The organism is Pseudomonas sp. Pmew2 (assembly GCF_058129885.1).
This window is the reverse complement of record NZ_CM176702.1, coordinates 2,701,729-2,724,842: the sequence shown is the minus strand read 5'-3', so window position 1 is coordinate 2,724,842 and position 23,114 is coordinate 2,701,729. Positions and strand designations below refer to the sequence as shown.

General features: G+C 59.8%; 22 protein-coding genes and 1 pseudogene. 12 read left to right on the top strand and 11 right to left on the bottom strand.

Features of this window, described 5'->3' with window-relative positions; translation table 11 throughout:
- Window positions 1-2 precede the first annotated feature (2 nt).
- The 3 genes from efeB to AC4ANK_RS12425 all read left to right on the top strand — a co-directional run bounded on the left by efeB (window position 3) and on the right by AC4ANK_RS12425 (window position 4,109).
- Entirely contained in the window at window positions 3-1,325 is a 1,323-nt protein-coding gene (gene efeB, locus AC4ANK_RS12435) for an iron uptake transporter deferrochelatase/peroxidase subunit (protein ID WP_002554187.1), read from the top strand.
- 29 nt (window positions 1,326-1,354) lie between these two features.
- Complete coding sequence (efeO, locus tag AC4ANK_RS12430) at window positions 1,355-2,179, top strand: iron uptake system protein EfeO (RefSeq protein ID WP_002554188.1); 825 nt, start codon at window positions 1,355-1,357, stop codon at window positions 2,177-2,179.
- Window positions 2,180-2,879: 700 nt separating this feature from the next.
- The gene (locus AC4ANK_RS12425; RefSeq protein ID WP_460382836.1) at window positions 2,880-4,109 is read left to right on the top strand and encodes an IS91 family transposase; all 1,230 of its coding nucleotides are present in this window, start codon (window positions 2,880-2,882) and stop codon (window positions 4,107-4,109) included.
- Window positions 4,110-4,702: 593 nt separating this feature from the next.
- On the opposite strand, the gene AC4ANK_RS12420 is transcribed toward AC4ANK_RS12425, so the two are convergent.
- The 3 genes from AC4ANK_RS12420 to AC4ANK_RS12410 form a co-directional block, all read right to left on the bottom strand.
- Window positions 4,703-5,473 (bottom strand): molybdopterin-dependent oxidoreductase, encoded by a 771-nt coding sequence (locus tag AC4ANK_RS12420; protein WP_002554189.1) that lies wholly within the window; start codon window positions 5,471-5,473, stop codon window positions 4,703-4,705.
- Window positions 5,470-6,090: a cytochrome b/b6 domain-containing protein gene (locus AC4ANK_RS12415; protein ID WP_002554190.1), complete on the bottom strand. Its 621-nt coding sequence runs from the start codon at window positions 6,088-6,090 to the stop codon at window positions 5,470-5,472. Before AC4ANK_RS12415 ends, AC4ANK_RS12420 begins: the two co-directional genes overlap by 4 nt.
- A 72-nt stretch (window positions 6,091-6,162) precedes the next feature.
- Complete coding sequence (locus AC4ANK_RS12410) at window positions 6,163-6,768, bottom strand: hypothetical protein (protein WP_002554191.1); 606 nt, start codon at window positions 6,766-6,768, stop codon at window positions 6,163-6,165.
- A gap of 169 nt (window positions 6,769-6,937) precedes the next feature.
- Between AC4ANK_RS12410 and AC4ANK_RS12405 the strand changes: the two genes are divergently transcribed.
- Window positions 6,938-7,627, top strand: coding sequence for a heavy metal response regulator transcription factor (locus AC4ANK_RS12405; protein ID WP_002554192.1), 690 nt, complete (start codon window positions 6,938-6,940; stop codon window positions 7,625-7,627).
- On the top strand, window positions 7,606-8,994 hold the full coding sequence (locus AC4ANK_RS12400; protein WP_031597597.1) for a heavy metal sensor histidine kinase: 1,389 nt from the start codon (window positions 7,606-7,608) through the stop codon (window positions 8,992-8,994). The genes AC4ANK_RS12405 and AC4ANK_RS12400 overlap by 22 nt, the downstream gene beginning before the upstream one ends.
- A 19-nt stretch (window positions 8,995-9,013) precedes the next feature.
- On the opposite strand, the gene AC4ANK_RS12395 is transcribed toward AC4ANK_RS12400, so the two are convergent.
- On the bottom strand, window positions 9,014-9,682 hold the full coding sequence (locus AC4ANK_RS12395; protein ID WP_002554193.1) for a polysaccharide lyase family 7 protein: 669 nt from the start codon (window positions 9,680-9,682) through the stop codon (window positions 9,014-9,016).
- A 37-nt stretch (window positions 9,683-9,719) separates the two neighbouring features.
- On the opposite strand from AC4ANK_RS12395, the gene AC4ANK_RS12390 reads away from it, so the two are divergent.
- The 6 genes from AC4ANK_RS12390 (at window position 9,720) to AC4ANK_RS12365 (ending at window position 15,291) form a co-directional block, all read left to right on the top strand.
- On the top strand, window positions 9,720-9,959 hold the full coding sequence (locus AC4ANK_RS12390; RefSeq protein ID WP_031597599.1) for a hypothetical protein: 240 nt from the start codon (window positions 9,720-9,722) through the stop codon (window positions 9,957-9,959).
- Between the two features lie 278 nt (window positions 9,960-10,237).
- Window positions 10,238-10,690 (top strand): MarR family winged helix-turn-helix transcriptional regulator, encoded by a 453-nt coding sequence (locus AC4ANK_RS12385; RefSeq protein WP_002554194.1) that lies wholly within the window; start codon window positions 10,238-10,240, stop codon window positions 10,688-10,690.
- Window positions 10,687-12,774, top strand: a complete 2,088-nt coding sequence (locus AC4ANK_RS12380; protein WP_002554195.1) for an FUSC family protein — start codon at window positions 10,687-10,689, stop codon at window positions 12,772-12,774. Before AC4ANK_RS12385 ends, AC4ANK_RS12380 begins: the two co-directional genes overlap by 4 nt.
- The gene (locus AC4ANK_RS12375) at window positions 12,771-12,980 is read left to right on the top strand and encodes a DUF1656 domain-containing protein (RefSeq protein WP_002554196.1); all 210 of its coding nucleotides are present in this window, start codon (window positions 12,771-12,773) and stop codon (window positions 12,978-12,980) included. The genes AC4ANK_RS12380 and AC4ANK_RS12375 overlap by 4 nt, the downstream gene beginning before the upstream one ends.
- Complete coding sequence (locus AC4ANK_RS12370) at window positions 12,977-13,861, top strand: efflux RND transporter periplasmic adaptor subunit (RefSeq protein ID WP_005744634.1); 885 nt, start codon at window positions 12,977-12,979, stop codon at window positions 13,859-13,861. Before AC4ANK_RS12375 ends, AC4ANK_RS12370 begins: the two co-directional genes overlap by 4 nt.
- Window positions 13,858-15,291, top strand: a complete 1,434-nt coding sequence (locus tag AC4ANK_RS12365) for an efflux transporter outer membrane subunit (protein WP_460382845.1) — start codon at window positions 13,858-13,860, stop codon at window positions 15,289-15,291. Before AC4ANK_RS12370 ends, AC4ANK_RS12365 begins: the two co-directional genes overlap by 4 nt.
- 20 nt (window positions 15,292-15,311) lie before the next feature.
- On the opposite strand, the pseudogene AC4ANK_RS12360 reads toward AC4ANK_RS12365, so the two are convergent.
- From AC4ANK_RS12360 to antA, 7 genes and pseudogenes are all read right to left on the bottom strand, one after another.
- Window positions 15,312-15,846 (bottom strand): annotated as a pseudogene (locus AC4ANK_RS12360) (GNAT family N-acetyltransferase).
- Window positions 15,847-16,383: 537 nt separating this feature from the next.
- The gene (gene catA / locus AC4ANK_RS12355) at window positions 16,384-17,289 is read right to left on the bottom strand and encodes a catechol 1,2-dioxygenase (protein ID WP_005733729.1); all 906 of its coding nucleotides are present in this window, start codon (window positions 17,287-17,289) and stop codon (window positions 16,384-16,386) included.
- 61 nt (window positions 17,290-17,350) lie between these two features.
- Window positions 17,351-17,641, bottom strand: coding sequence for a muconolactone Delta-isomerase (gene catC, locus AC4ANK_RS12350; protein WP_005733728.1), 291 nt, complete (start codon window positions 17,639-17,641; stop codon window positions 17,351-17,353).
- A gap of 40 nt (window positions 17,642-17,681) precedes the next feature.
- Complete coding sequence (locus tag AC4ANK_RS12345) at window positions 17,682-18,803, bottom strand: muconate cycloisomerase family protein (RefSeq protein WP_002554202.1); 1,122 nt, start codon at window positions 18,801-18,803, stop codon at window positions 17,682-17,684.
- Window positions 18,804-18,860: 57 nt separating this feature from the next.
- On the bottom strand, window positions 18,861-19,883 hold the full coding sequence (gene antC / locus AC4ANK_RS12340) for an anthranilate 1,2-dioxygenase electron transfer component AntC (protein ID WP_002554203.1): 1,023 nt from the start codon (window positions 19,881-19,883) through the stop codon (window positions 18,861-18,863).
- Between the two features lie 15 nt (window positions 19,884-19,898).
- Window positions 19,899-20,408: an anthranilate 1,2-dioxygenase small subunit gene (gene antB, locus AC4ANK_RS12335; protein ID WP_002554204.1), complete on the bottom strand. Its 510-nt coding sequence runs from the start codon at window positions 20,406-20,408 to the stop codon at window positions 19,899-19,901.
- Between the two features lie 2 nt (window positions 20,409-20,410).
- Complete coding sequence (antA, locus tag AC4ANK_RS12330; protein ID WP_002554205.1) at window positions 20,411-21,814, bottom strand: anthranilate 1,2-dioxygenase large subunit; 1,404 nt, start codon at window positions 21,812-21,814, stop codon at window positions 20,411-20,413.
- Between the two features lie 208 nt (window positions 21,815-22,022).
- On the opposite strand from antA, the gene AC4ANK_RS12325 reads away from it, so the two are divergent.
- Complete coding sequence (locus tag AC4ANK_RS12325; protein WP_002554206.1) at window positions 22,023-23,033, top strand: AraC family transcriptional regulator; 1,011 nt, start codon at window positions 22,023-22,025, stop codon at window positions 23,031-23,033.
- Window positions 23,034-23,114: the final 81 nt, after the last annotated feature.

Genomic DNA, 23,114 nt, shown 5'->3' with positions numbered 1-23,114 from the left:
CGATGAAAAACCCAGACAACAGTCCAGAAGCCACTAACGCCCCCGCTTCAATACAGCGTCGCCGTGTCCTGATGGGTCTCGGTGCTGCCGGTGCCGCGCTGGCTGGCAGCAGCCTGAGCGGCAACGTACTGGCCGCAACGCCGGCGCAAGTCACCGAAGCACCGAACAGTGAAAAGACCCAGGACCACAACGACTTTCATGGCCTGCATCAGACCGGCATCGTCAACCCGCGTCCGGCCGCAGGCATGCTGGTCGCGTTCGACGTGCTGGCTGCCGACCGCGAAGATCTCGAGCGCCTGTTCCGCACGCTCAATGAGCGCATCGCGTTCCTGATGACCGGCGGCCCGGTGCCGGAGATTGATCCGAAACTGCCACCGCCTGATTCCGGCATTCTTGGCCCGGTGGTCACCCCGGACAACCTGACCATTACCGTGTCGGTAGGCGAATCGCTGTTCGATGAGCGCTTTGGCCTGACCCCGGTCAAACCCAAACGCCTGATCCGCATGACCGGCTTCCCCAACGACGCGCTGGATCCGGCCAGTTGCCATGGCGACCTGAGCATCCAGTTCTGCGCCAACACCGCCGACAGCAACATTCACGCCCTGCGCGACATCGTCAAGAACCTGCCTGACCTGCTGCTGGTGCGCTGGAAGCAGGAAGGCACCGTGCCGCCCCAGGCACCGAAGAAGCCTGGCCAGCCGCCGGAAAGCGCGCGCAATTTCCTCGGTTTCCGGGATGGCTCGGCAAACCCGGATTCCAACAACCAGAAGACCATGAACGAGCTGGTCTGGGTGCAGCCGGGTAGCGACGAGCCAGCGTGGGCCGCCAACGGTAGCTATCAGGCCGTGCGGATCATCCGTAACTTCGTGGAACGCTGGGACCGCACGCCATTGCAGGAGCAGGAATCGATTTTCGGCCGCAGCAAAAGCACCGGTGCACCTATGGACGGCAAGGTCGAGACCGACGTACCCAACTACGCGGCAGACCCGGAAGGCAAGAAAACCCGACTGGATTCGCACATCCGCCTGGCCAACCCGCGTACCGCCGAAAGCCAGCGCAACCTGATCCTGCGCCGTCCGTTCAATTACTCCAACGGGGTGAACAAGAACGGTCAGCTGGACATGGGCCTGCTGTTCATCTGCTATCAGGCTGACCTGGAAAAAGGCTTCATCACCGTTCAGAGCCGCCTCAACGGCGAGCCGCTGGAGGAATACCTCAAGCCGGTCGGTGGGGGTTATTTCTTCACCCTGCCGGGGGTAACCGGTGACCAGGATTTCATCGGCCGCTCGCTGCTGGCAGCTGCTTCGCCCACTAAAACCGCATGACCTACCCACTCCAGACCCGGAAGACACCCATGAAAAAGACGCCCCTGGCTTTGCTCTTGACCCTTGGCCTGCTCCAGACGCCACTGGCTGCCTTTGCCGCCACCGCGCCGCTGGACCTGGTAGGTCCGGTTTCGGACTACAAGATTTACGTAACCGAAAACATCGAAGAACTGGTCAGCCATACCCAGAAGTTCACCGATGCCGTGAAGAAGGGCGACATCGCGACAGCCAAAAAGCTGTATGCCCCTACCCGCGTGTACTACGAGTCGGTAGAGCCGATTGCCGAACTGTTCAGTGACCTGGACGCGTCCATCGACTCACGCGTCGACGACCACGAACAAGGCGTCACGGCAGAAGACTTCACCGGTTTCCATCGTCTGGAGTACGCGCTGTTCTCTCAGAACACCACCAAGGACCAGGGCCCTATCGCCGACAAGCTGATGAGCGACGTCAAGGACCTGGAAAAGCGTGTAGCCGACCTGACCTTCCCGCCTGAAAAAGTCGTCGGTGGCGCAGCCGCCTTGCTGGAAGAAGTGGCGGCGACCAAGATCTCCGGCGAAGAAGACCGTTACAGCCACACCGACCTGTACGACTTCCAGGGCAACATCGACGGCGCGAAGAAAATCGTCGACCTGTTCCGCCCGCAGATCGAGCAGCAGGACAAAGCCTTCTCCAGCAAAGTCGACAAGAACTTTGCCACCGTGGACAAGATTCTGGCCAAGTACAAGACCAAGGACGTTGGCTTTGAAACCTACGACAAGGTGAAAGAGAACGACCGCAAAGCCCTGGTCGGCCCGGTCAACACCCTGGCTGAAGACCTCTCGACCCTGCGCGGCAAACTGGGCCTGAACTGACCTGAAACGCCGCGCCTGAAAGCGCTTTTTAACTCGATGACACTGACGACGCAGAGTGCGACGTTAGTGACGGCTGAGTTCTGGTGCTGATCCGGGGGTAGCCTGGCAGGACGCCAGGCTAGCCGCACCGGGCCATGGATGGCCCGTTGCGGCGCCCCCCGGATCAGTGTCAGGGCGAAGGAACCCGACGAAGTCGGGCCGGAAACAGGAGCGAAAGGCTTTGGTTACTTTGGCCTCCGCCGAGGGGCGAAAAGGTGACCTGAGTCGACCTTCAATCCACCTGAAACCACAGAACCGATGTGTGACGCAGAGCGTCACGAACGGCATTCCCACGCGGAGCGTGAGGAACTGGGCAGCCTGCGGCTGCAAATTGTGGGATTTTGAAATCGGTTATCATAGCCGAAATCGAGTCGATCCCTCCTCAGCACAGGCTTACACATGGCGTCAGAGACCAAAAAACGTAAACGGGCGAGCCGGGCAAAAGCCAAGGCAAAGCAGACCCGTCTCCAACGCGCCGGGCATACTACCTTCGTGCCCGATACCGACTTTTCCTTCGATATCGATCCTTTCGGTGATGTCGATCTTTGTAGTTGCTGCCAGACAACGTATCTGAACGACAGGTTTCCCGACGCTTCTTGCGTAAGCGTTTAGATGAGAGAAGGGCCAGGCGGATTCGCCATCACCGCCGTCATTCACCACGATGAGGAGCCGCCCTGCTGACGTGGCCTCTGCACCGCCTGCTTACAAACCTCGACCGCTCAAAAACCTCTTCACGGCCAACGGCTGCTGGGCAGATTTGCTGGAAGCCGGCGGTCTGCGCCAAATCGAAGTGGAGTCGATCAGCAAAATGCTCGCCTGCGGCACCTCGATACTGGGCGTCAAACACTACACCTGTGCCAATGAGCATTGCCCGCACGTCAAATACCTGTGCAACACCTGCCATTGCCGGGCCTGTCCTTCCTGCGGCAAAAAGGCCACCGACCAGTGGATCGCCGTGCAAAACAACCGTCTGCCCGACTGCCCCTGGCAGCATCTGGTGTTCACGCTGCCCGACACGCTGTGGTCCCTGTTCTTCTACAACCGCTGGCTGCTCGATGCGCTGTTTCGTCTGGCGGCCGATAACCTGATCTACACCGCCAAGCGGCGCGGTTTGCGCGTCGGGATTTTCGGTGCGCTGCACACCTATGGCCGGCGGCTCAACTGGCATCCCCACGTCCACCTGTCGGTGACCGCGGGCGGCCTGGATGAGCAGGGCGTCTGGAAAAATCTGTCGTTCCACAAAGAGGCCCTGCGGCGGCGCTGGATGTGGCTGGTGCGCGATTACCTGCTGGGACAGCCGCTTTCGCAACTGACGATGCCGCCGCAGCTGGCCCACATCCACTGTGAAAGCGACTGGCGCCGTTTGATACTGACCGCTGGTGGCCAGCACTGGCACATCCACTTGTCGAAGAAGACGGAAAACGGCCGAAAGACCGTCAATTACCTGGGCCGCTACCTGAAAAAACCGCCGATCTCGGGCAGTCGTCTGGCGCATTACACCTGCGGGGCCACGTTGAGCTTTACCTACCTGGATCACCGCACGCAGACCTATCAGCAGGAAACGCTGAGCCAGGCCGACATGCTGCGCCGGGTGGTGCAGCACATCCCGGAAAAGCATTTCCGGATGATCCGGTATTTTGGTTTTCTGGCCAATCGGGTGTGTGGGAAATACCTGCCGAAGGTCTATGAAGCATTGAAGATGGCGACGCCAGGACCGACACCGAAGCTGTATTTTGTGCAGATGGCCAAAGCCTTTCTAAACGTCGATCCGTTCCGCTGCGTGCTGTGTGGCGCGCGGATGGTCTACACGGCGGCAATCAGCGGGCTGACGGTGCAGGGACTGGTCCTCAACGCTCAGGCAATCGCGCAGATTAGGTACGTGAAGCCCTGACAGGGGGAAGGTGCGTCCGCACCTAGGCTCAGCGGTAAAATAACCTGCACAAATTCGGATTGATAGGGATTTTCACTGCATAAGTAACGCATCAGCGTCTTCCTACGCATCGCTATGAAGGCATGACGCCTCCTTCACAGCGTCAGGTTCATGCATAGGCATTTTGAAATTCCTATGCATGAACGATAGTCAAAATCGCATTAACTACCACCGAAATGCTTTTCAACCACGATGGCACTGACGACGCAGAGTGCGACGTTAGTGACGGCTGAGTCCTGGCGCTGATCCGGGGCTAGCCTGGCAGGACGCCAGGCTAGCCCCGGATCAGCGCCAGGACGAAGGAACCCGACGAAGTCGGGCCGGAAACAGGAGCGAGGGGGGTTGGTTACTTTGGCCCCATCAAAGTAACCCGCCGAGGGGCGAAAAGGTGACCTGAGCCGAACCTCAATCCACCTGACAAAGAAAAAACCGCCATGTGACGCAGAGCGTCACGAACGGCATTCCCACGCTGGAGCGTGAGGAACGATAATCTAACTACCGCCATCGTGCGACGCTCTGCGTCGAATGCCCTTCTGGACGCTCTGCGTCCGCTCCTAGATCCCGCTGAACCAGTTGTAGCCCTGATCCTCCCAGTACCCGCCAGGATTTTCGTTGCTGACGAAGATCTCGACGATGTGCTTGGGGTTCTTGAAGCCCAACTTGGTCGGCACTCGCACCCGCAGCGGGTAACCGTAATCCGGTGGCAGGGCGACTTCACCGAAGTCCAGCGCCAGCAATGTCTGCGGATGCAGCGCAGTAGGCATATCCAGGCTTGAATAATAGCGATCGGCGCACTTGAAGCCGACGAAACGTGCCGTGGTATCGGCACCGATGTACTCCAGAAAAGTCTTCAGCGGCACACCGCCCCATTGTCCTATCGCACTCCAACCCTCAATGCAGATCAACCGCGTGATGTCGGTGCGTTGCGGCAATTTGCGCAGTGCATCCAGCGTCCACGGCTGCTTGTCACGCACCAGCCCGGACACCGCCAGCCGATAGTCGGAAAGCTCCACCTCCGGCACGTTGTATTCGGGGTAGAACGCATTGAACGGGAACGGGTTGGTCAGCTGCGCCTTGCTGTAGGTCGGGGCCAGTTTCTGGCCGTTGAACAGCCAGGCCTGAACCCGGTCATTCCAGCGCGACATGGCCCACAGCACTTTGTCGACCTGATCGCCATCCTGCAGGTTGCAGCCGGTGAGCATCGACATCGCCCCCACTGTCAGCCCGGCGCGTAGAAACGAGCGGCGCTGGATATCGACCAGCTGGCTCTGCTGCGCAGGCTCCAGACGAATGCGCTGGGTGATGCGTTTACGAGGTTCGTTCATGGTTGCGCAGTTCCGTCTTCGTTCGGCTGGCGGCCGCCGGTAATCATGGGTAACAAGGTACTGGGCACCAGCACGACCAGCACCAGATGAACAACAACAAACGCGCCAATGGCCGTCATCGCGCCAAAATGCACCCAGCGGGCAAAATCGAACCCGCCCAGCAGGGCAACCAGGCCCTGAAACTGCACCGGTTTCCAGATAGCCAGCCCGGACACCACCACCAGCACGCCCATGACCAACACCAGCCAGTACATCAACCGTTGTACCGCGTTGTAACGGCCTTTGACGTGGGCCAGCCGAAAGTGCAGCGCATCACTCATGTCACGCTTCACTTCGGACGGGCGAACTGGCAGCAGATCGCGTTTGAAGTGGCGGCTGAATACGCCATACAGCACATACAGCAGGCCGTTGATCACCAACAGCCACATGACCGCGAAGTGCCAGGCAATGGAGCCGCCCAGCCAGCCGCCGAGTGTCAGGAATTTGGGAAAGGTGAATGGCATCAGTGGCGACGCGTTATAAATAGCCCAACCGCTCATGAACATGCAGACCATGCCCAAGGCATTGACCCAATGCGTCAGGCGCACCGGCCACGGGTGGATAGGGCGGGTTTTCATGCGCAGATCCCTCTAGATCAGGTGTAACCGAGGATGTCAGCAGCAGCCTGCCACTGACAGCCTCGGCTGCGATTACATCGGCGGGGTAAAACCGTCCTTGCCGACTGCGACACCACGTGCCGACTTGCCGTCGTCAGCCGGGAACACCACGACCTTGGCGCCCTTGGTCAACTGATCAACCTTGCCTGGCTCGACGTAGGCGATAGGCACATCCTGCGGCACCACCAGCTTCTTCTCGCCACCCTCGTATTTGACGGTCAGCGTGCGGCCATCGGTGCCAGCCAACGTGCCAACGGTGCCATTGGTCATGGTGCCGGTACTGCCATCAGCGTTTTCCCAGCCGTAGTGACCTTCGCCGCTGCCTTTGAGGCTGGCTTCAAAAACGGTCACTTCCAGCGCTTTCAGTGTGCCGTCCGCCTGCGGGATGGCAGCCGAACCTACAAAACTGTCGCCTTTGATTTGCTTGAAGTCAGCTTCGGACACAAGACGAATACCGGTCTTGTCAGTCAGCTTGATACTTTCGTGCTGACCCGAGCGGGTGGTGAAATCGAGGGTGTCGGCGCTTACGCTGTCGACGGTCCCGCGCATGGGTTTGACCACTTTCATGTCAGCAGCCTGAGTCATGACAGCAGCGCTGAGCAACAGCAGGCCGAACGTAGTAGAGAGTGCAGTCTTCATCGGTACTTCCTTGGCAGTTGATATCTGGAACCCATCCTTGCACCGCTACCGGCACCGCAGAATGACCGGGCAATGACATTTTTGTCATTCGCCGGACACCTTGTCGGCAACTGGTTAGACTTTGGCATCGGCGCACGTGGGTGCCTGCAAAAGCGTAGCGGACAAAACGATGCATATCCTGCTGATTGAAGACGACACCAAAACCGGTGAATACCTGAAGAAGGGCCTGGGTGAATCCGGCTACAAGGTCGACTGGACCCAGCACGGTGCCGACGGCCTGCACCTGGCACTGGAAAACCGCTACGACCTGATCGTGCTGGATGTGATGCTGCCAGGCATCGATGGCTGGCAGATCATCGAAGTGCTGCGCGCCCGGCAGGACGTGCCGGTGCTATTCCTGACCGCTCGCGACCAGTTGCAGGACCGGATTCGCGGGCTGGAGCTCGGCGCTGACGATTATCTGGTCAAACCGTTTTCCTTCACTGAACTGCTGCTGCGCATCCGCACCATCCTGCGCCGGGGCGTGGTGCGCGAGGCAGACCATTTTCATCTGGCCGACCTTGAACTGGACCTGCTGCGCCGCCGCGTGACGCGTCAGCAGCAGGTCATCGTGCTGACCAACAAGGAGTTTGCCCTGCTACACCTGTTATTGCGCCGCGAAGGCGACGTGCTGTCACGGGCACAGATTGCCTCGGAAGTCTGGGACATGAATTTCGACAGTGACACCAATGTTGTGGACGTCGCCATCAAGCGCCTGCGCAGCAAGGTCGACCTGCCCTACCCGGTCAAGCTCATCCACACCGTGCGCGGTATCGGTTATGTGTGCGAGGTGCGGCCATGCGACGCCAGCCTTCCCTGACCCTGCGTTCTACCCTCGCCTTCGCGCTGGTGGCGATGCTTACGGTCAGCGGCGCGGGGCTTTATCTGTACCAGTCCATAGAAGAAACTGTCATGCAACGCAGCGACCACGCGGTACTGGCGCGGCTCGATCATTTCCGCAAGCTGTTGCGCTATGACCTGACGATGGACAACCTCAAAGGCAGCCCGCAACTGTTCGAGAACATGCTCGACAGCGAGGAAGATATTTTCATCATCGGCGAACCTGGCAAGCCACCGGTGATATCGGTCAACCCGCAACGCGCGCCACTGCCAGAGCTACCGACCGTGGCGCAGGATCAGCCTTTACGGGTCGATGACCTGCGCAGTGGCCTGAGCCTGCAAGGCGTGCCGTTGCGTGCGGCGGCAGTACAGGTGATGTCCAATGGCGTTGCAGTGCGCTTGCAGGCCGCGCACCTGATGGTCAAGGAGATGGCCATGCTCGCCAGCTTCCGGCAGAGCATTTATATCGCCGTTGCACTGGCGTTCCTGATTACCGCCGTGCTGGGTTACGTATTGCTGCGACGCGGCTTGCGCCCACTGCGCAGAATGGCCGCCCACGCTGCCGCAATAACCCCGGCCAGCCTGCACAAACGGCTCGACAGCCACGACACGCCTGTCGAGCTGCAACAATTGAGCGATGCCTTCAATGCCATGCTTGACCGTCTGGACGACGGCTATCGACGCCTGATGCAGTTCTCCGCCGATCTGGCCCACGAGATTCGTACGCCGGTCGGTTCGCTGATGGGCCACTGCCAGGTTGCCTTGCGCCAGAACCGTAGCGCCGACGAATATCAGGTCCTGCTGGCTTCCAATCTGGAAGAGCTGGAACGTATCTCAAGGCTGGTGGAAAGCATCCTGTTTCTGGCTCGAGCGGACGAAGCCCAGGCCGCGCTGGAACGCCAGCCGCTGGACCTGCACGATGAATTGCAACGCGTGGCAGGTTATTTCGAAGGGCTGGCTGAAGAGCGTAATCTGCGGCTGAGCCATAGCGGACAAGGCACGTTGCTGGCCGACCCGATCCTGCTGCGCCGTGCACTGAGCAATCTGGTCGCCAACGCAATTCGCTATGCGAATGAAAACAGCGAAATCCTGATTCGTGTTGCGGCAGTTGATCGTCAGTGGCGAATCGAGGTAGAAAATCAGGGCCCGGTATTACCACAAGCCACGCTCGCGCGACTGTTCGACCGCTTCTATCGGGGTGACGCCTCGCGCCATGAGCGCTCGGACTCCAACGGCCTGGGGCTGGCCATTGTTACAGCAATCATGCACCTGCATGGCGGGCGGGCCGAAGTGGCTCAACCCGCCGCCGGCAGAATCTGCTTCAGTCTGATATTTCCAGCGGTCTGAATCTTCCAGACCGTAACGATCAATTCTTTTTCTCGTGGGCAATGGCCAGCTTGTAGAAAGTGGCCGAACCGCCTTCAGTGGTGTAACCGGTATTGTCCTGGGTGTAGACCCCTGCCTTGAAATAGAACAGTTTGCTGGCCCAGGCTGAATCCAGCTTGGCGTACCAGACTGCGTCGAACGCATTCACCGTCAGATCGCCAGACGGCGACAGGTTGATGGTGTAGTTGAACTGCTTATTGAGCGGCACACCCTGGGCGATGTTGATGACCTCGATTTCCGAGTCCGGCGTACGACGAAACTTGGCGACGATATTGCCGGTCTGCAGCTTCTCCTTGTACTGATACTCCACCTTCAGCAGCGGTTCGGTGCTCTGGTAGCAGTGAATCTGACCGATCACGATTTTGCCCGTGGAAGGCACTTGATCGACCTCCAGCGTCGCGCGCAGAAAATTGTCAGCGCTTGAGTAGGCCCAGTTGAAGACCCTGCCATCGGACGTCGTCTCGCGTAATTCGGAGCGCGGGTACTTGGCGTTCTCTGTGGTGGAACCGGTCACCGGTGCCCAGAAAAACAGCGTATCCCCGGATTGAAAATAGCCATCCCGATAACCCTTAACCAACTTGGGGGTTTCGATGATGGTCGCGGGACTTCCGACAGGGACGGAAAGATTCCAGGTGGCAAGGTCGATCATGGAGTAGCTCGCAAGGTACGCATTGCGCACCGACAGAATGGCTCTGGAACGGGCGTGCTGGCCCGTTGTGGTCAACCAGACTATCGGCTCAATCGTTTATTTTTTAAACAGCAACGACAACGCAATGACGCCAATAAACCGCCACAAAAAGACCGATGCCACTACTTTGATGCCATATCCCTACACAAGGCAGATCGCCATCCATTTGCTGCAGACGGTGATTCATCAGGACCCTCCTATCGGGTGCCGCGCCATTTTTTTGAATGGTGCTGCGTAGATGCGCGGGATTTTTGGGCTTTTTACCGACGAACGGTAGCAATTATTTTTTGAAATAATGAACTTTCCCCGCTAAAAGCGGACGCGAACAGCCGTTCATCGCCTCTACGCCCTCTCAAAAAACCCTTTCGGGCGTCCCTGCAACCCAAAAAGCCCCACTGGGCAGTTACGGGTTGACTGTAAGAACTTGTTACGAGATATTAGTTAGCACCCTACTAACATCCTACCTAACAATATTGTTCCTAACTAAATTGTTCACGACTCAGCCCCCGGTGATTCATGCTTGTCGACCCACTGCATCGCGCTGTCAGTAGCGGCCTGGTAGCCGCCTCTCGCCAATGGCGACGCATTTGCCAGAACACACTGGTCACCTATGAAATTTCTGAAGCATGTGCCGGGCCACTGCTGGCCATTGCGCGCCTGGGTGACGGCGTGCATCAGGTAAAAGTCGCGCAGGCGGCCGGCATGGAAAGCCCGACACTGGTGCGCCTGCTCGACCAACTGTGCAAGGCCGGCATCGTCTGCCGCAGCGAAGACCCCAATGATCGCCGCGCCAAGGCCCTCAGCCTTACGGACAAGGGTCGTGCGTTGGCAGGCTCGATAGAACAGGAGCTGACGCGTCTGCGGGCGGATGTGCTTCAGGGCCTTCAACCTGCCGATCTCGAAGCCACCTTGCGGGTATTTCAGGCCTTCGCCGAGGCTGCACAAGGTGAGCACGGGGGGCAGGTTTGAACGGATTTTTCTCCAGCGTCCCACCGGCACGCGACTGGTTCTACGGCGTGCGTACCTTCGGCGCGTCGATGCTGGCGCTGTACATCGCGCTGTTGATGGAAATGCCTCGCCCCTATTGGGCCATGGCCACGGTGTACATTGTCTCCAGCCCCTTTGTCGGCCCGACCAGCTCCAAAGCCCTGTACAGGGCCGCCGGCACCCTGGCCGGTGCAGCGGCGTCGGTGCTGCTGGTACCGATGTTCGTACAGACGCCCTTGCTACTGGCCATCGTGGTCGGACTGTGGACCGGCACCCTGTTGTTCCTTTCCCTGCACTTGCGCACGGCCGACAGCTACGCACTGATGCTGGCGGGTTACACCATGCCGCTGATTTCCCTGCCGGTGGTCGACAACCCGCAGGCCGTGTTCGACATCGCCGTGTCGCGTACCGAAGAGATTTTCCTCGGCATCATCTGCGCCGCCGTCGTGGGTGCAATGTTCTGGCCCAGACGTCTGGCACCGGTATTTCAGGCCACCACGGAAAAATGGTTCAGTGACGCCTCGACCTACAGCCAGCGCTTTATCAGCCGCACCTGTCAGCCCGAGGAAATCGGCGCACTGCGCAATTCGATGGTTGGCAGCTTCAACTCGCTGGAAATGATGATCGGCCAGTTGAGCCACGAGGGCGCACGCAAGCAAACCGTACGCAACGCCAATGAGCTGCGCGGCCGGATGATCCATCTCTTGCCGGTCATCGATGCACTGGATGACGCATTGTGGGCGCTGGAGCGACGCACGCCTGAGCTGTTGGCCAGCTTGAAACCCGTGCTGCAAAAGGCTTGCGACTGGCTTGAAAGCACTGCCGACGGCCCGCAACGGGAGCAATGGCAACAGTTGCATGATGAGCTGGAACGCCTTCAGCCGAACTCTACGCAACTGGACGACCGCGATCAGCTGCTGCTCTCCAACACGCTTTTCAGGCTCGGCGAGTGGATTGACCTGTGGCTGGATTGCCGGACCCTGCAATATGCGATCAAGACAGACGATCAATCGCCATGGAGAGCGGTCTATCGCCACTGGCGTCTGGGTCGGTTGACGCCGTTTCTGGACCGCGGCCTGATGCTCTATTCAGTGACCTCGACGGTGCTGGCGATCATCGCTGCATCGGTGTTGTGGATTCTGCTGGGCTGGAAAGACGGCGCCAGTGCCGTGGCGCTGGCAGCGGTGTCGTGCAGCTTCTTTGCAGCCATGGACGACCCTGCCCCGCAAATCTACCGGTTCTTTTTCTGGACTCTGCTTTCGGTGGTATTTGCCAGCCTGTACCTGTTCGTGGTGCTGCCTAACCTGCACGACTTTCCGATGCTGGTGCTGGCCTTTGCGGTGCCCTTCATCTGCGTCGGCACCCTGACTGTGCAACCGCGCTTCTTTCTCGGCACGCTGCTGACCATCGTCAACACCTCGTCGTTCATCAGCATTCAGAGCGCCTACGACGCGGACTTCATGAACTTTCTCAACTCCAACCTGGCCGGACCTGCCGGGCTGTTGTTCGCCTTTATCTGGACGCTGGTGTTCCGCCCGTTCGGGGTTGAACTGGCGGTCAAGCGTCTGACCCGTTTCAGCTGGCGTGACATCGCCAGCCTTAGCGAAGACGCGTCTCTGGCCGAACACCGGCGCATGGGCGTGCAAATGCTCGACCGTTTGATGCAGCAGTTGCCGCGTTTGACACTCACCGCGCAGGACACCGGGATTGCCCTGCGTGAATTGCGCGTCGCGCTGAACATGCTCGACCTGCTGGCCTACACCCGACGCGCCACGCCTGCGGCCCAGGTGCTGTTGCGTCAGGTGATCGATGAAGTCAGCGGCTATTTCAAACACTGTCGCAAGGCCGGTGAAAGGCTGCCCGCGCCCCGCGGCCTGCTGATGGCCATGGACCGCGCACGCCGTTCGTTGACGGCTCAGGAGATGGGCGACAACCCGGCCCGGTTGCATCTGTTGCACGCCCTCAGCGGCCTGCGTCTGGCCTTGTTGCCGGGGGTCGAGATTGTCACCGTCGGCGGCGAACTGACCGAGCAACTGCCGCATAACATCGATGGAGCGCCCCTGTGATCGGTGATCTGGATATCAGCGGGATCTTCATCCCCACGTTCCTGGCGATGATGGGCATCGCCTATCTGCTGTTTCTCGCCGTGCACGCGCTGCTGTCGTGTGCCCACTTCTACCGTCTGGTCTGGCACCGGGCTTTGTTCAACGTAGGTCTATACGCTTTGTTGCTCGGCGCCGTGGATACTCTAAGTCGATACCTGATGACATGAAAAAACCGATACTGACACTGGGCCGCGTGGTCCTGACCCTGCTGGTTGTCACTCTGGCTGCCGTCGTTGTATGGCGCATGGTGATGTATTACATGTACGCGCCGTGGACCCGCGATGGGCATATTCGCGCCGATATCGTGCAGATCGCGCCGGACGTGTCCGGGCTGATCCAGAAGGTCGAGGTCACCGACAATCAGCCCGTGCACAAGGGCCAGGTGCTGTTCACAATCGATCAGGACCGCTTCCGCCTGGCCTTGCGTCAGGCGCAGGCGACAGTCGCCGAGCGCCAGGAAACCTGGGAACAGGCACGTCGCGAGAACAGGCGTAACCGTGGCCTGGGCAACCTGGTGGCGCGTGAGCAACTGGAAGAAAGCCAGTCCCGCGAAGCCCGCGCCCTTTCTGCGCTTGGTGAATCAAAGGTCGCAGTGGATGCCGCGCAGCTGAATCTGGATCGTTCGGTGATCCGCAGCCCGGTGGACGGCTACCTTAACGACCGCGCGCCCCGCGACCATGAATTTGTCACCGCCGGGCGTCCGGTGTTATCGGTGGTCGATGCCGCATCGTTCCATATCGACGGCTATTTCGAAGAAACCAAACTGGACGGCATTCATGTCGGCCAGGGCGTCGACATTCGTGTCATCGGTGACAACGCACGGCTGACCGGCCATGTGGTGAGCATCGTTGCCGGCATCGAAGACCGCGACCGCAGCAGTGGCTCGAACCTGCTGCCCAACGTCAACCCGGCCTTCAGTTGGGTGCGTCTGGCACAGCGCATTCCGGTACGCATTGCCTTTGATGACGTACCTGCCGACTTCCGTATGATCGCCGGGCGTACTGCAACGGTGTCAATCATCGACGATACGCAGGAGGGCACACGATGAAACGTGCCTTACGCATGGCCGCACTCGGTTTTACTGCCGTGTTGTCGGCCTGTCAGGTAGTCGGGCCGGATTACCAACTGCCCAAGGATGGCGCGATCAATCGTCCGGATTTACAGGGCGAACTGGCCGGGCGCTCGGTCAATACGGTATCGGCCCCGGTGCCTGCGCACTGGTGGCGGCTGTATCAGGATGCGCGTCTGGATGAACTGGTGCGCCAGGCCATTGCCTCTAATACCGACCTGCGCATCGCCGCCGCCAACCTGCAGCGCGCCCGCTACCAGACCTCGGAGGCCGAGGCGGCGGGCGGATTTACCAACGGCGCGAAAATCGGCGCACAGCGCGTGCAGGAATCGGGCGAAGCGTTTCTGCTGACCGACAAGGTGCCGGTCGCCAACGTCGGGGATGTGGGTCTGACTACGTCGTATCAGTTCGATCTGTTCGGCACCTTGCAGCGCGGCATCGAAGCAGCGCAGGCCAATGTCGACGCCAATCAGGCGGCGGTGGATACGGCACGTATCACAGTGGTCGCCGATGTGGTGCGCGCCTACACGCAGATTTGCGCTGCCAACGAAGAACTCGACATCGCTCGCGAATCGCTGGACCTGCAGAAACAGAGCGTAACCCTCAACCAGCGTCTTCGCGATGCCGGGCGAGGCGATGAAACCCAGGTCACTCGCTCGCAGACGCAGTTCAAGTCACTGCGAGCCGAAATGCCCCGTTACGAAGCGCGGCGTCAGGCGGCGATGTTCCGCCTGTCGATACTGCTGGCCAAACCTGTAGAGCAACTGCCCGCCGGGGTCAGCAGCTGCAATGCGCTGCCGCACATTGCGCAGGTCATGCCGGTAGGCGACGGCGCAACACTGCTCAAACGCCGCCCGGATGTGCGTCAGGCTGAACGTCATCTGGCGATGTCGACTGCGCAAATCGGTGTTGCCACCGGCGAGTTGTATCCTGACATCAGCATCGGCGCGAGCATCGGTACTACCGGCCTGATCGAGAACCTCGGCAAACCGGCCGCCAACCGCTGGGGCTTCGGGCCGCTGCTGAACTGGACCATCCCGTCCAACGGCTCACGCGCACGCATCCATCAGGCTGAAGCCTCCGCGCAAGCTGCACTGGCGCGCTTTGACGGTGTGGTGCTCAACGCCATCCGTGAAACCCAGACCGGTCTGGCGCAATACACCGCCCTGCTCGACCGTCGCGATGCTCTCAAGGAAGCCGAACAATCGGCCAAGCAAGCGGCTGACCAGACCCACCGCTTCTATCAGGCCGGACGCGCCTCGTTCCTCGCTGACCTGCAAGCCACACGCACTTACACCGACGTGCGCGCACAAATGGCCGAAGCCAACACCCAGGTGGCCATGGGACAGATCAACCTGTTTCTGGCGCTCGGCGGCGGCTGGGAGAAGGATGACGTGGCGCAGAAGTAGGAAAGGCGCTCGCCTCGCCATCAGGCCTCGTTCGGATTGATCAGTGCCCTCAGGACATGGTCTTCCCAAACTCCGGCAATTTTCAGGTAGGCGCGCGCGTACCCTTCCTTTTCGAAGCCGAGTGATTGCAGAAGTCGCTCGCTGCGTACATTGGCTGGCCATGATTCGATGCAGCCCCATCTGTTCGAAACAATAGCGATTGCCCACCTCAAGCGCCCTTTGCATCAAGCCACGCCCCTGAGCAGTCTCTGCCAGCGAGAAGCCGAGGTTGCAGGCCTGAAAAACGCCCCTCACGATATTCGTGTAACTGAACCGCCCCAGCAATTCGCCGCCGACTGAGTCGATGACGAGGAAGAAAACCGCGCTGCCGGACTGCATGCTTTCCCACTGCTGCTGAACCCTGGATCTGGCGTTTTCGAGAATGAAATAGTCATCGTCCCTGAACGGTTCCCAAGGCTGCAGATGCTTGCGATTGGCCTTTTCGTACCGGTTGATCAACTCGCAATCATCAAACGCCAATACCCTTATAGAAAAGCCCTCACCTGAATACTGCATGCATCCTCCCGCGTCAGTCATTGCCGACGCTCACCACCTGGCTTGTTATACCTGATGATTCCAGCACTGGACGCTCTACGCCACAAGAGGACGCGGAGCGTCCAGAACGGCATGCGACGCAGAGCGACGCACGATAGTTGCGATGATCGTTCCTCACGCTCCCGAACGGCATGCGACGCAGAGTGACGCATGATAGTTGCGATGATCGTTCCTCACGCTCCCGAACGGCATGCGGCGCAGAGCGACGCATGATAGTTGCGATGATCGTTCCTCACGCTCCCGAACGGCATGCGGCGCAGAGCGACGCATGATAGTTGCGATGATCGTTCCTCACGCTCCCGAACGGCATGCGGCGCAGAGCGACGCACGATAGTTGCGATGATCGTTCCTCACGCTCCCGAACGGCATGACGACGCGGAGCGACGCACGATAGTCAGGGTATCGTTCCTCACGCTCCGCGTGGGAATGCCGTTCTGGACGCTCCGCGTCCGATCTTGAGTGGCCGAAGCGTCACATCTTCGTGAGAGGACGCTCGACTCAGACTTCCAGTGCCCGCAGGCGTTCCTGGCGGCGTTCGTCCTCGACAGTCGTTGCAGGCTGGAGCACAAAGTCGAAGTCTATGTCTGCGTGGCGGCCGTTGGCGTCTTCGGTGAAGCGAATTTCGGCGATCAGTTCATCGCGCGTGGCGTAGGCAAAATCATCGTGCAGGTACTTGTCGCCCGCCAGATTGATCTGCGTGGTCAGGTGACGATGGCCAGGCGCTGAAATGAAGAAATGAATGTGTGCCGGACGTTGACCATGACGACCCAACTGGTCGAGCAATTGCTGAGTCGGCCCATCCGGCGGGCAGCCGTAGCCTGATGGCACGATGCTCTGGAAGCGGTAGCGCCCTTGTGCATCGGTGCGGATCCGGCGACGCAGGTTGAAAGCCGATTGCGACGGGTCGAAATACGAGTAGGTGCCCCCGGTATTGGCGTGCCACACATCGACGATGGCATTGGCCAGCGGCGCTCCATCGGTGCCGCGAACCTGGCCGGTCATGAACAGTACGGTTGCAGGGTCCTGACCATCGTCCAGGCGGGCATAGTGATCGGACAGCGGAGCCCCTGCGACATACAGCGGCCCTTCAATGGTCCGCGGGGTACCGCCCGTCTGCCCGGCCTGTTCGTCTTCAGCGTCCATCAGCAAATCAAGGTAATGCTCGAGCCCCAGCCCCGCGACCAGCAAACCGGCTTCCTGACGGCTGCCAAGCACGTTGAGGTAATTGACGGCTTTCCAGAACTCTTCCGGCGTAATGCGCAGGTCTTCGATGATTTTTATCGTCTCGGTCAGCACCCGGTGCACAACGCTTTTCATCCGCGGGCTGCCACCCGGCTGGTCAAGGCCGCAAGCCTCATTGAAGAACTGTTGCACATCGTCGGTCTGGGAAATGCGTACGCTCATGGTCTTTTCCTCATCGGTGTTCATTGTTGTTTTGCCGGTGTCGGGCTGAAAAGGTACGAACTCAGCGGTCGTCTTGATGGATGGAAGACGGGTGCCTGCACAGGGCCGTAACCTCGATTTCCATGTAGGGATAAAGCGGCAGTTGCAGCAATGTGTCGTGCAGTGCCTGGGCGTCTGCCACATCAAAAATACTGACGTTGGCGTACAGCCCGGCGATGCGCCACAGATGGCGCCAGGTGCCCTCTTGCTGCAGGCGCTGGGCCAGGGCTTTTTCATCAGCCTTGAGTCGAGCGGCCTTGTCGACCGGCATATCGATCGGAAGTTTGACGGTCATGCGGACGTGGAAAAGCATGTTGTGGGTATCCTCGTGGCTAGTCTTGTGCTCCGGCAGATCAGCTGCGGGCAAAGTGCGAAAGACGCTCAGCATCCAGCTCCATCCCAAGCCCTGGGGTGTCGGGGATGATCAGTTGAAAATCGCGATAGACCGGAGGCTCGACCAGAATGTCTTCGGTCAGCAGCAGTGGCCCGAACAGTTCGGTGTGCCACTCCAGCCGGTCGAGTGTGGCGAAGGCGTGAGCTGCTGCCAGCGTGCCGACGCTACCCTCCAGCATGGTCCCGCCGTACAAACCAATACCGGCGGCTTCGGCAATCGCAGCGGTGCGCAACACGGCACGCGGGCCGCCGACCTTGGCGATTTTCAGAGCGAAAATCGACGCTGCACCCGACTGCGCCAGCGCAAAGCTGTCCTGCACCGACTCAATGGCTTCATCGGCCATCAATGGAATCGGGCTGCGAGCATTCAGACGAACCATGGCCGCGCGGTCGTGGCGCGAAAGCGGCTGCTCGATCAACTCGACGCCTGCCTCTGCAAGCAACTGGCAGCCACGTATGGCCACCGCCTCGCTCCACGCCTGATTGATGTCGACACGCACGCTGGCTCGATCACCCAATGCCCGCTTGATCGCCGCAACATGAGCGATATCACGGGCGGGTTCACCGGCACCGATCTTCAGCTTGAAATGCCGGTGACGGCGCATCTCCAGCATGTGCTCGGCTTCTTCGATGTCCCTGCCGGTGTCGCCACTGGCCAGTGTCCAGGCCACTTCCACACCGTCGCGCACGCGCCCGCCAAGCAATTCGGCAACCGGCAACCCAAGGCGCTTGCCCTGGGCATCAAGCAGCGCCGTTTCAACCGCCGAACGCGCGAACGTATTGCCGCGAACGGCACGATCCACGCGCTGCATCAACGCGTTGAGGTTGGTGGCGTCTTGCCCGACAAGAAGCGGAGCGAACCATTTGTCGAGGTTCACCTTGATGCTTTCCGGGCTCTCTCCGGCATACGCCAGACCGCCGATGGTGGTGGCCTCGCCGATACCGATAATGCCGTCACTGCACCGAATGCGCAGGATGACCAGTGTCTGACCATGCAGGGTATGCATGGCCAGTTTGTGCGGACGAATCGTCGGCAGGTCGACGATCAGGGTCTCGAAACGTTCGATCGTGATGGCACTCATGGGGGTTCCGTCTGCTGGGTAATTGTTCTGGAGCAGCGACTGGCGTCAGGCGGCCGGTCAAACGCTGCTGTCGGCGAATTTCTCGAAGTACAAACGCGAGGCGTCCAGCGAATGCCCGTGCAGCCAGTCCTTGATGGACTCGACCATCGGCGGCGGACCGCACACGTAAATGTCCGTGGGTACTTCGGCCAATGCAGCGGCGTCCAGGTGATCGACGATGTAACCGCGCCTTCCGCTCCAGTCGGCCTGCTCTTCGCTGACCACCGGGACAAACCTGAACCCGGGAATCTGCTGGCTGTAGGCTTCAATTCGCGCCAGCTGGCAAAGGTCCTGTGCCGTACGCACGCCGTAATAAAGATGCACGGGCTGCCCGCAGCCTCCTTTGGCGGCGATCTGATCGAGCATGCCGAGGAAGGCGGACAGCCCCGTACCTCCGGCAACAAGCGTCAGCGGCCGATCGACATGGCGCAGGTAGAACGTGCCCAGTGGTGCTTCGAACTGAATCACGTCACCCACCTGGCAGCGGTCACGCACGTAGTTGCTCATCGCCCCGTCAGGTAAAAGGCGAATCAGGAACTCCAGCGTGTTACTGCCGGGAGCATTGGCAAACGAGTAAGAGCGACGCAGATCAGTGCCGGGAATTTGTAACCGGGCGTACTGGCCGGGCAGATAATCCAGCCCACTGTTCTGCTCATCCAGCGTCACCTGCACGATGGCGGTGCCCTGCGAAACCAGTTCGACCTGGCTGACCTTGCCTTGAAGGGCGCTCGGGCCGGTGTTGTCACACAGGCTGGAGGCGAAATCGAAGTAGAACGCCGCATCGGACTTCACCCGGGTCTGGCAGCTCAGCACCTTGCGTTGCGCCAGGTCGCTGGCCGAAAGCGCCTCATCGTCCACGTAATCCTGGGTGTACTGCCCCGACTCGCAACGCCCCTGACAGGTGGCGCACACGCCTTCGCGGCAATCCATCGGCAACGTGATCCCGCTGCGTAACGCAGCATCCAGCAACAGTTCATTGTTCTGCACGTTGCAGAACAGCGTCTTGCCGTCAGCAAAACTGAAAGCGACCTTATAAGTCATGTCCGCTCCGCTACCTCAGAGGTGATAGAAATCGAGCACCGAGTTGATGGTGTCGTTGAGCAGCACCACGTGTTTGCGGGCGATTTTCCAGCTGTCGCCATCAGGACGCAGGCGATAGCTGGCGCGTCCGAAGAACTGCTCCGCAACTTGCAGGCGGTAATACAGGGTGTGCCAGTTGACCTGCACGTCCAGTTCGCCCGCCTGCCCATTTGCACCCTCACCCGCAGGTGCGATGCGCACATTGCTGATCAGGTGCAGCGTGCGCGGCATCGGGATGGTTGACGCCGCTTTGCCGGTACGCAGGCGGTAGACACGATCTTCCAGGCCACCGCGGTTGGGGTAATAGATCAGCGACATGCCTTTTCTGGGATCGGTGGTGTAGACATGCTCCGAATCCCACTGCGGCAGGTGGAACTCGCTGTCTTCACTGAACAGGTCCAGGTAGCGATCCCAATCCTGGGCATCGCAGACTTCGGCCATGTGGTACAGGAACTGCTCGATGCGGTACTGCAATTGGGCGCTCATGTTCAGACCTCACGCAGTTTCAGGGAGTGTTCTTCAGCGGCCTTGCGTGCCAACCCTTCAAGCAGGAAGCGCTGCCAGTTACCGTGCTGATTGACGTACAGCCCTTCGTGGGTGAACTCGGTGCCGGTGAGTACCGGCGAGATGCCGATGGCCTCGCTGTTGGGTGTTGCCCCGTCGACCCATTTTTCGTACCCGCGCGAGATGTCGCTCCAGCGTTCCAGGCGCGCCTGAAAGCCACGCTGGGCCTCGCGAAACTCCACCAGGTCATCCGGCGTGCCCAGCCCGGACACATTGAAAAAGTCTTCGAACTGGCGGATGCGGTTTTCGCGGTCGGCGTCGGACTCACCCTTGACGCCCAGGCAGAAACTGTTGATTTCGGTCTTGTTCCAGGCCAGCGGGCGGATAATGCGCAGTTGCGAGCTGATCTGGTCGAGGAAGAACATGCTCGGGTAGATGTTCAGGTTGCGCAGCCGGTGCATCATCCATTCAGCCTTGCTCTGCCCGTATTCCTCCACCAGGCGCGGCATGATGGTCGCGTAACCGGGGCGTACGCTCGGGTTGGGCATGTCGCTGAACAGCAGGCTGTGACCGTTATGAAACGAGAACCAGCCGTCGTCGGTGTCTGCATCACCGGCCCCCAGCTTGCTGTAGTCCAGCGTACTGCCCGCCGCTGCGCCCTTTTCGGCGTTGACCTGCTGGCGGTGCTGCACCGTGGCGACGTAGTTATAGTGCACGGTACTGACGTGATAACCGTCCAGACCGTTTTCGTTCTGCAGTTTCCAGTTGCCGTCGTAGGTGTAGGCCGACTTGCCCGGCAGCACTTCCAGTTCACCGGTAGCCGACTGCGCGACCATCATGTCGAAAAACACCTTGGCATCGCCCAGGTAGTCGGCAAGGCTGTCGCTGCCATGCACATCGAGGCTGATGAAAACAAACCCCTTGTAGCTTTCGATGCGCGCCTTGCGCAGACCACGCGTGGCCTTGTCGAAGCCTTCCGGGTACTCGCCGGGCGCCTTGACCTTCACCAGGCGACCATCGCTTTTGTAACACCAGGCATGGAACGGGCAGGTAAACGTCGACTGGTTACCCTTGCCGACCCGGGTCAGGGTGGTGCCGCGATGCTGACAGGCGTTGATCAATGCATTGAGCTGGCCGCTGCCATCACGGGTGATGATCATCGGCTGGCGACCGGCGCGCATTGTCATGAAGTCGTGATTATTGGCAATTTCGCTTTCATGACAGGCGTAGATCCAGTTCTTTTCGAAGATCAGTTCCATCTCCAGATCGAACAGCTCGGGCTCGGTGAACATCTCCCGGGCAATGCGGTACACACCTTCGACGGGACGAAAATCCAGACAACCTTCAACAAAGTGCTGCCATTGGCTTACGGTTTTTGCGCTGCTCATCAGGGGGCTCCTTTTTAGAGTCATCAGCCTTGAACTGATTGAACGCCCCGCAGCACTGCCCTTCTATCCGTTTTCCCGGCAGAACGTATCCGTTTTGCGGTTATTTGCAGTAAGTGGATAGAGGCGGCATACGCGCTGCAGTAACGTGAGCAGAACCTGATCAGAACCAGACCGGACTTACCGGCAGACCTACCGGCAGGGCATCGATATGAAGAGTGAAGCTGTTTTGCCCAACGACTTGCGCGCCCATGGCCTTCATGCCGCGCACCATGATCTGGACGGCGCGCGGGCCTGGATGTCGACCATCTGCGGCCCGCACAGCCTTCAGGCCAGCGCTCCGCATTGCCTGGAATTCGAACATTCGGCGAACGTGCTCAGCGCAATGTCTACGGTGCTGGGGCGTATCCAGTACGGCACCGATGTGGTGATCGGCGTCGAGCCCGGCAGTTCGTTGAAGAGCTACAGCATCAGCCTGCCGCTGGACGGCGAGCAGGAGCTTGACTGCGGCAAGGGGCTGTTGCGTTCCAATGCCGGAACCGGGCTGATTATTTCGCCGTTCGACTCGCAGCGACTGAGCATCACCGGCAACTGCCGCAAGTTGCAGGTGGCGATTGACTGCTGCTCAATGCAGCGCGTGCTGGACGAGTTGCTGGAGCGCCCGGCCCAGGCGCCGCTGGTGTTTGAGCCGTGTATCAACGCGGAGCTGGGTGCCACGGCGTCGTGGTGGCGCATGGTGCGGTATCTGGTCGATGAAATGGACGGCGACTGCGACTATTTCGAGCACCTGCCGATGGCGCGGGACCTGGAGCGCAGCCTGATCAAAGGCTTGATTCTCTCGCAACCGAACAACTATTCGGCGGCCCTGAACGAAAAGGTCCAGAGCCGCTGTCCGGCCTATCTGAAACGGGCGCAACAGTTCATCGAAGACCATTGCGGCGATGATATCCACCTGATCGATATCGAACGCGCGGCCGGTATAGGGCCGCAGAAACTGCACGACAGTTTCAAGACGCACTTCGGCGTCTCGCCCGTGGCCTACCTCAAGCGTTTTCGACTCCAGTCGGCGCGACGCAGCCTGTTGCAGGGGCACAGTGGCTACAACATCGCGGCCATTGCCTCGCAATGGGGCTTCAATCATCTGGGGCGCTTTGCACAGGACTACCAGCGCCTGTTCGGCGAGCTGCCCTCGCAGACGCTGGAACGCGGCAGCCGACACTGATCGCCCCTGTGCAACGCTCTTTGTCATCCACAAATCTGCTTTGATTGGCCGCAGGCCCCCACGAGACTTATAACTATCGTG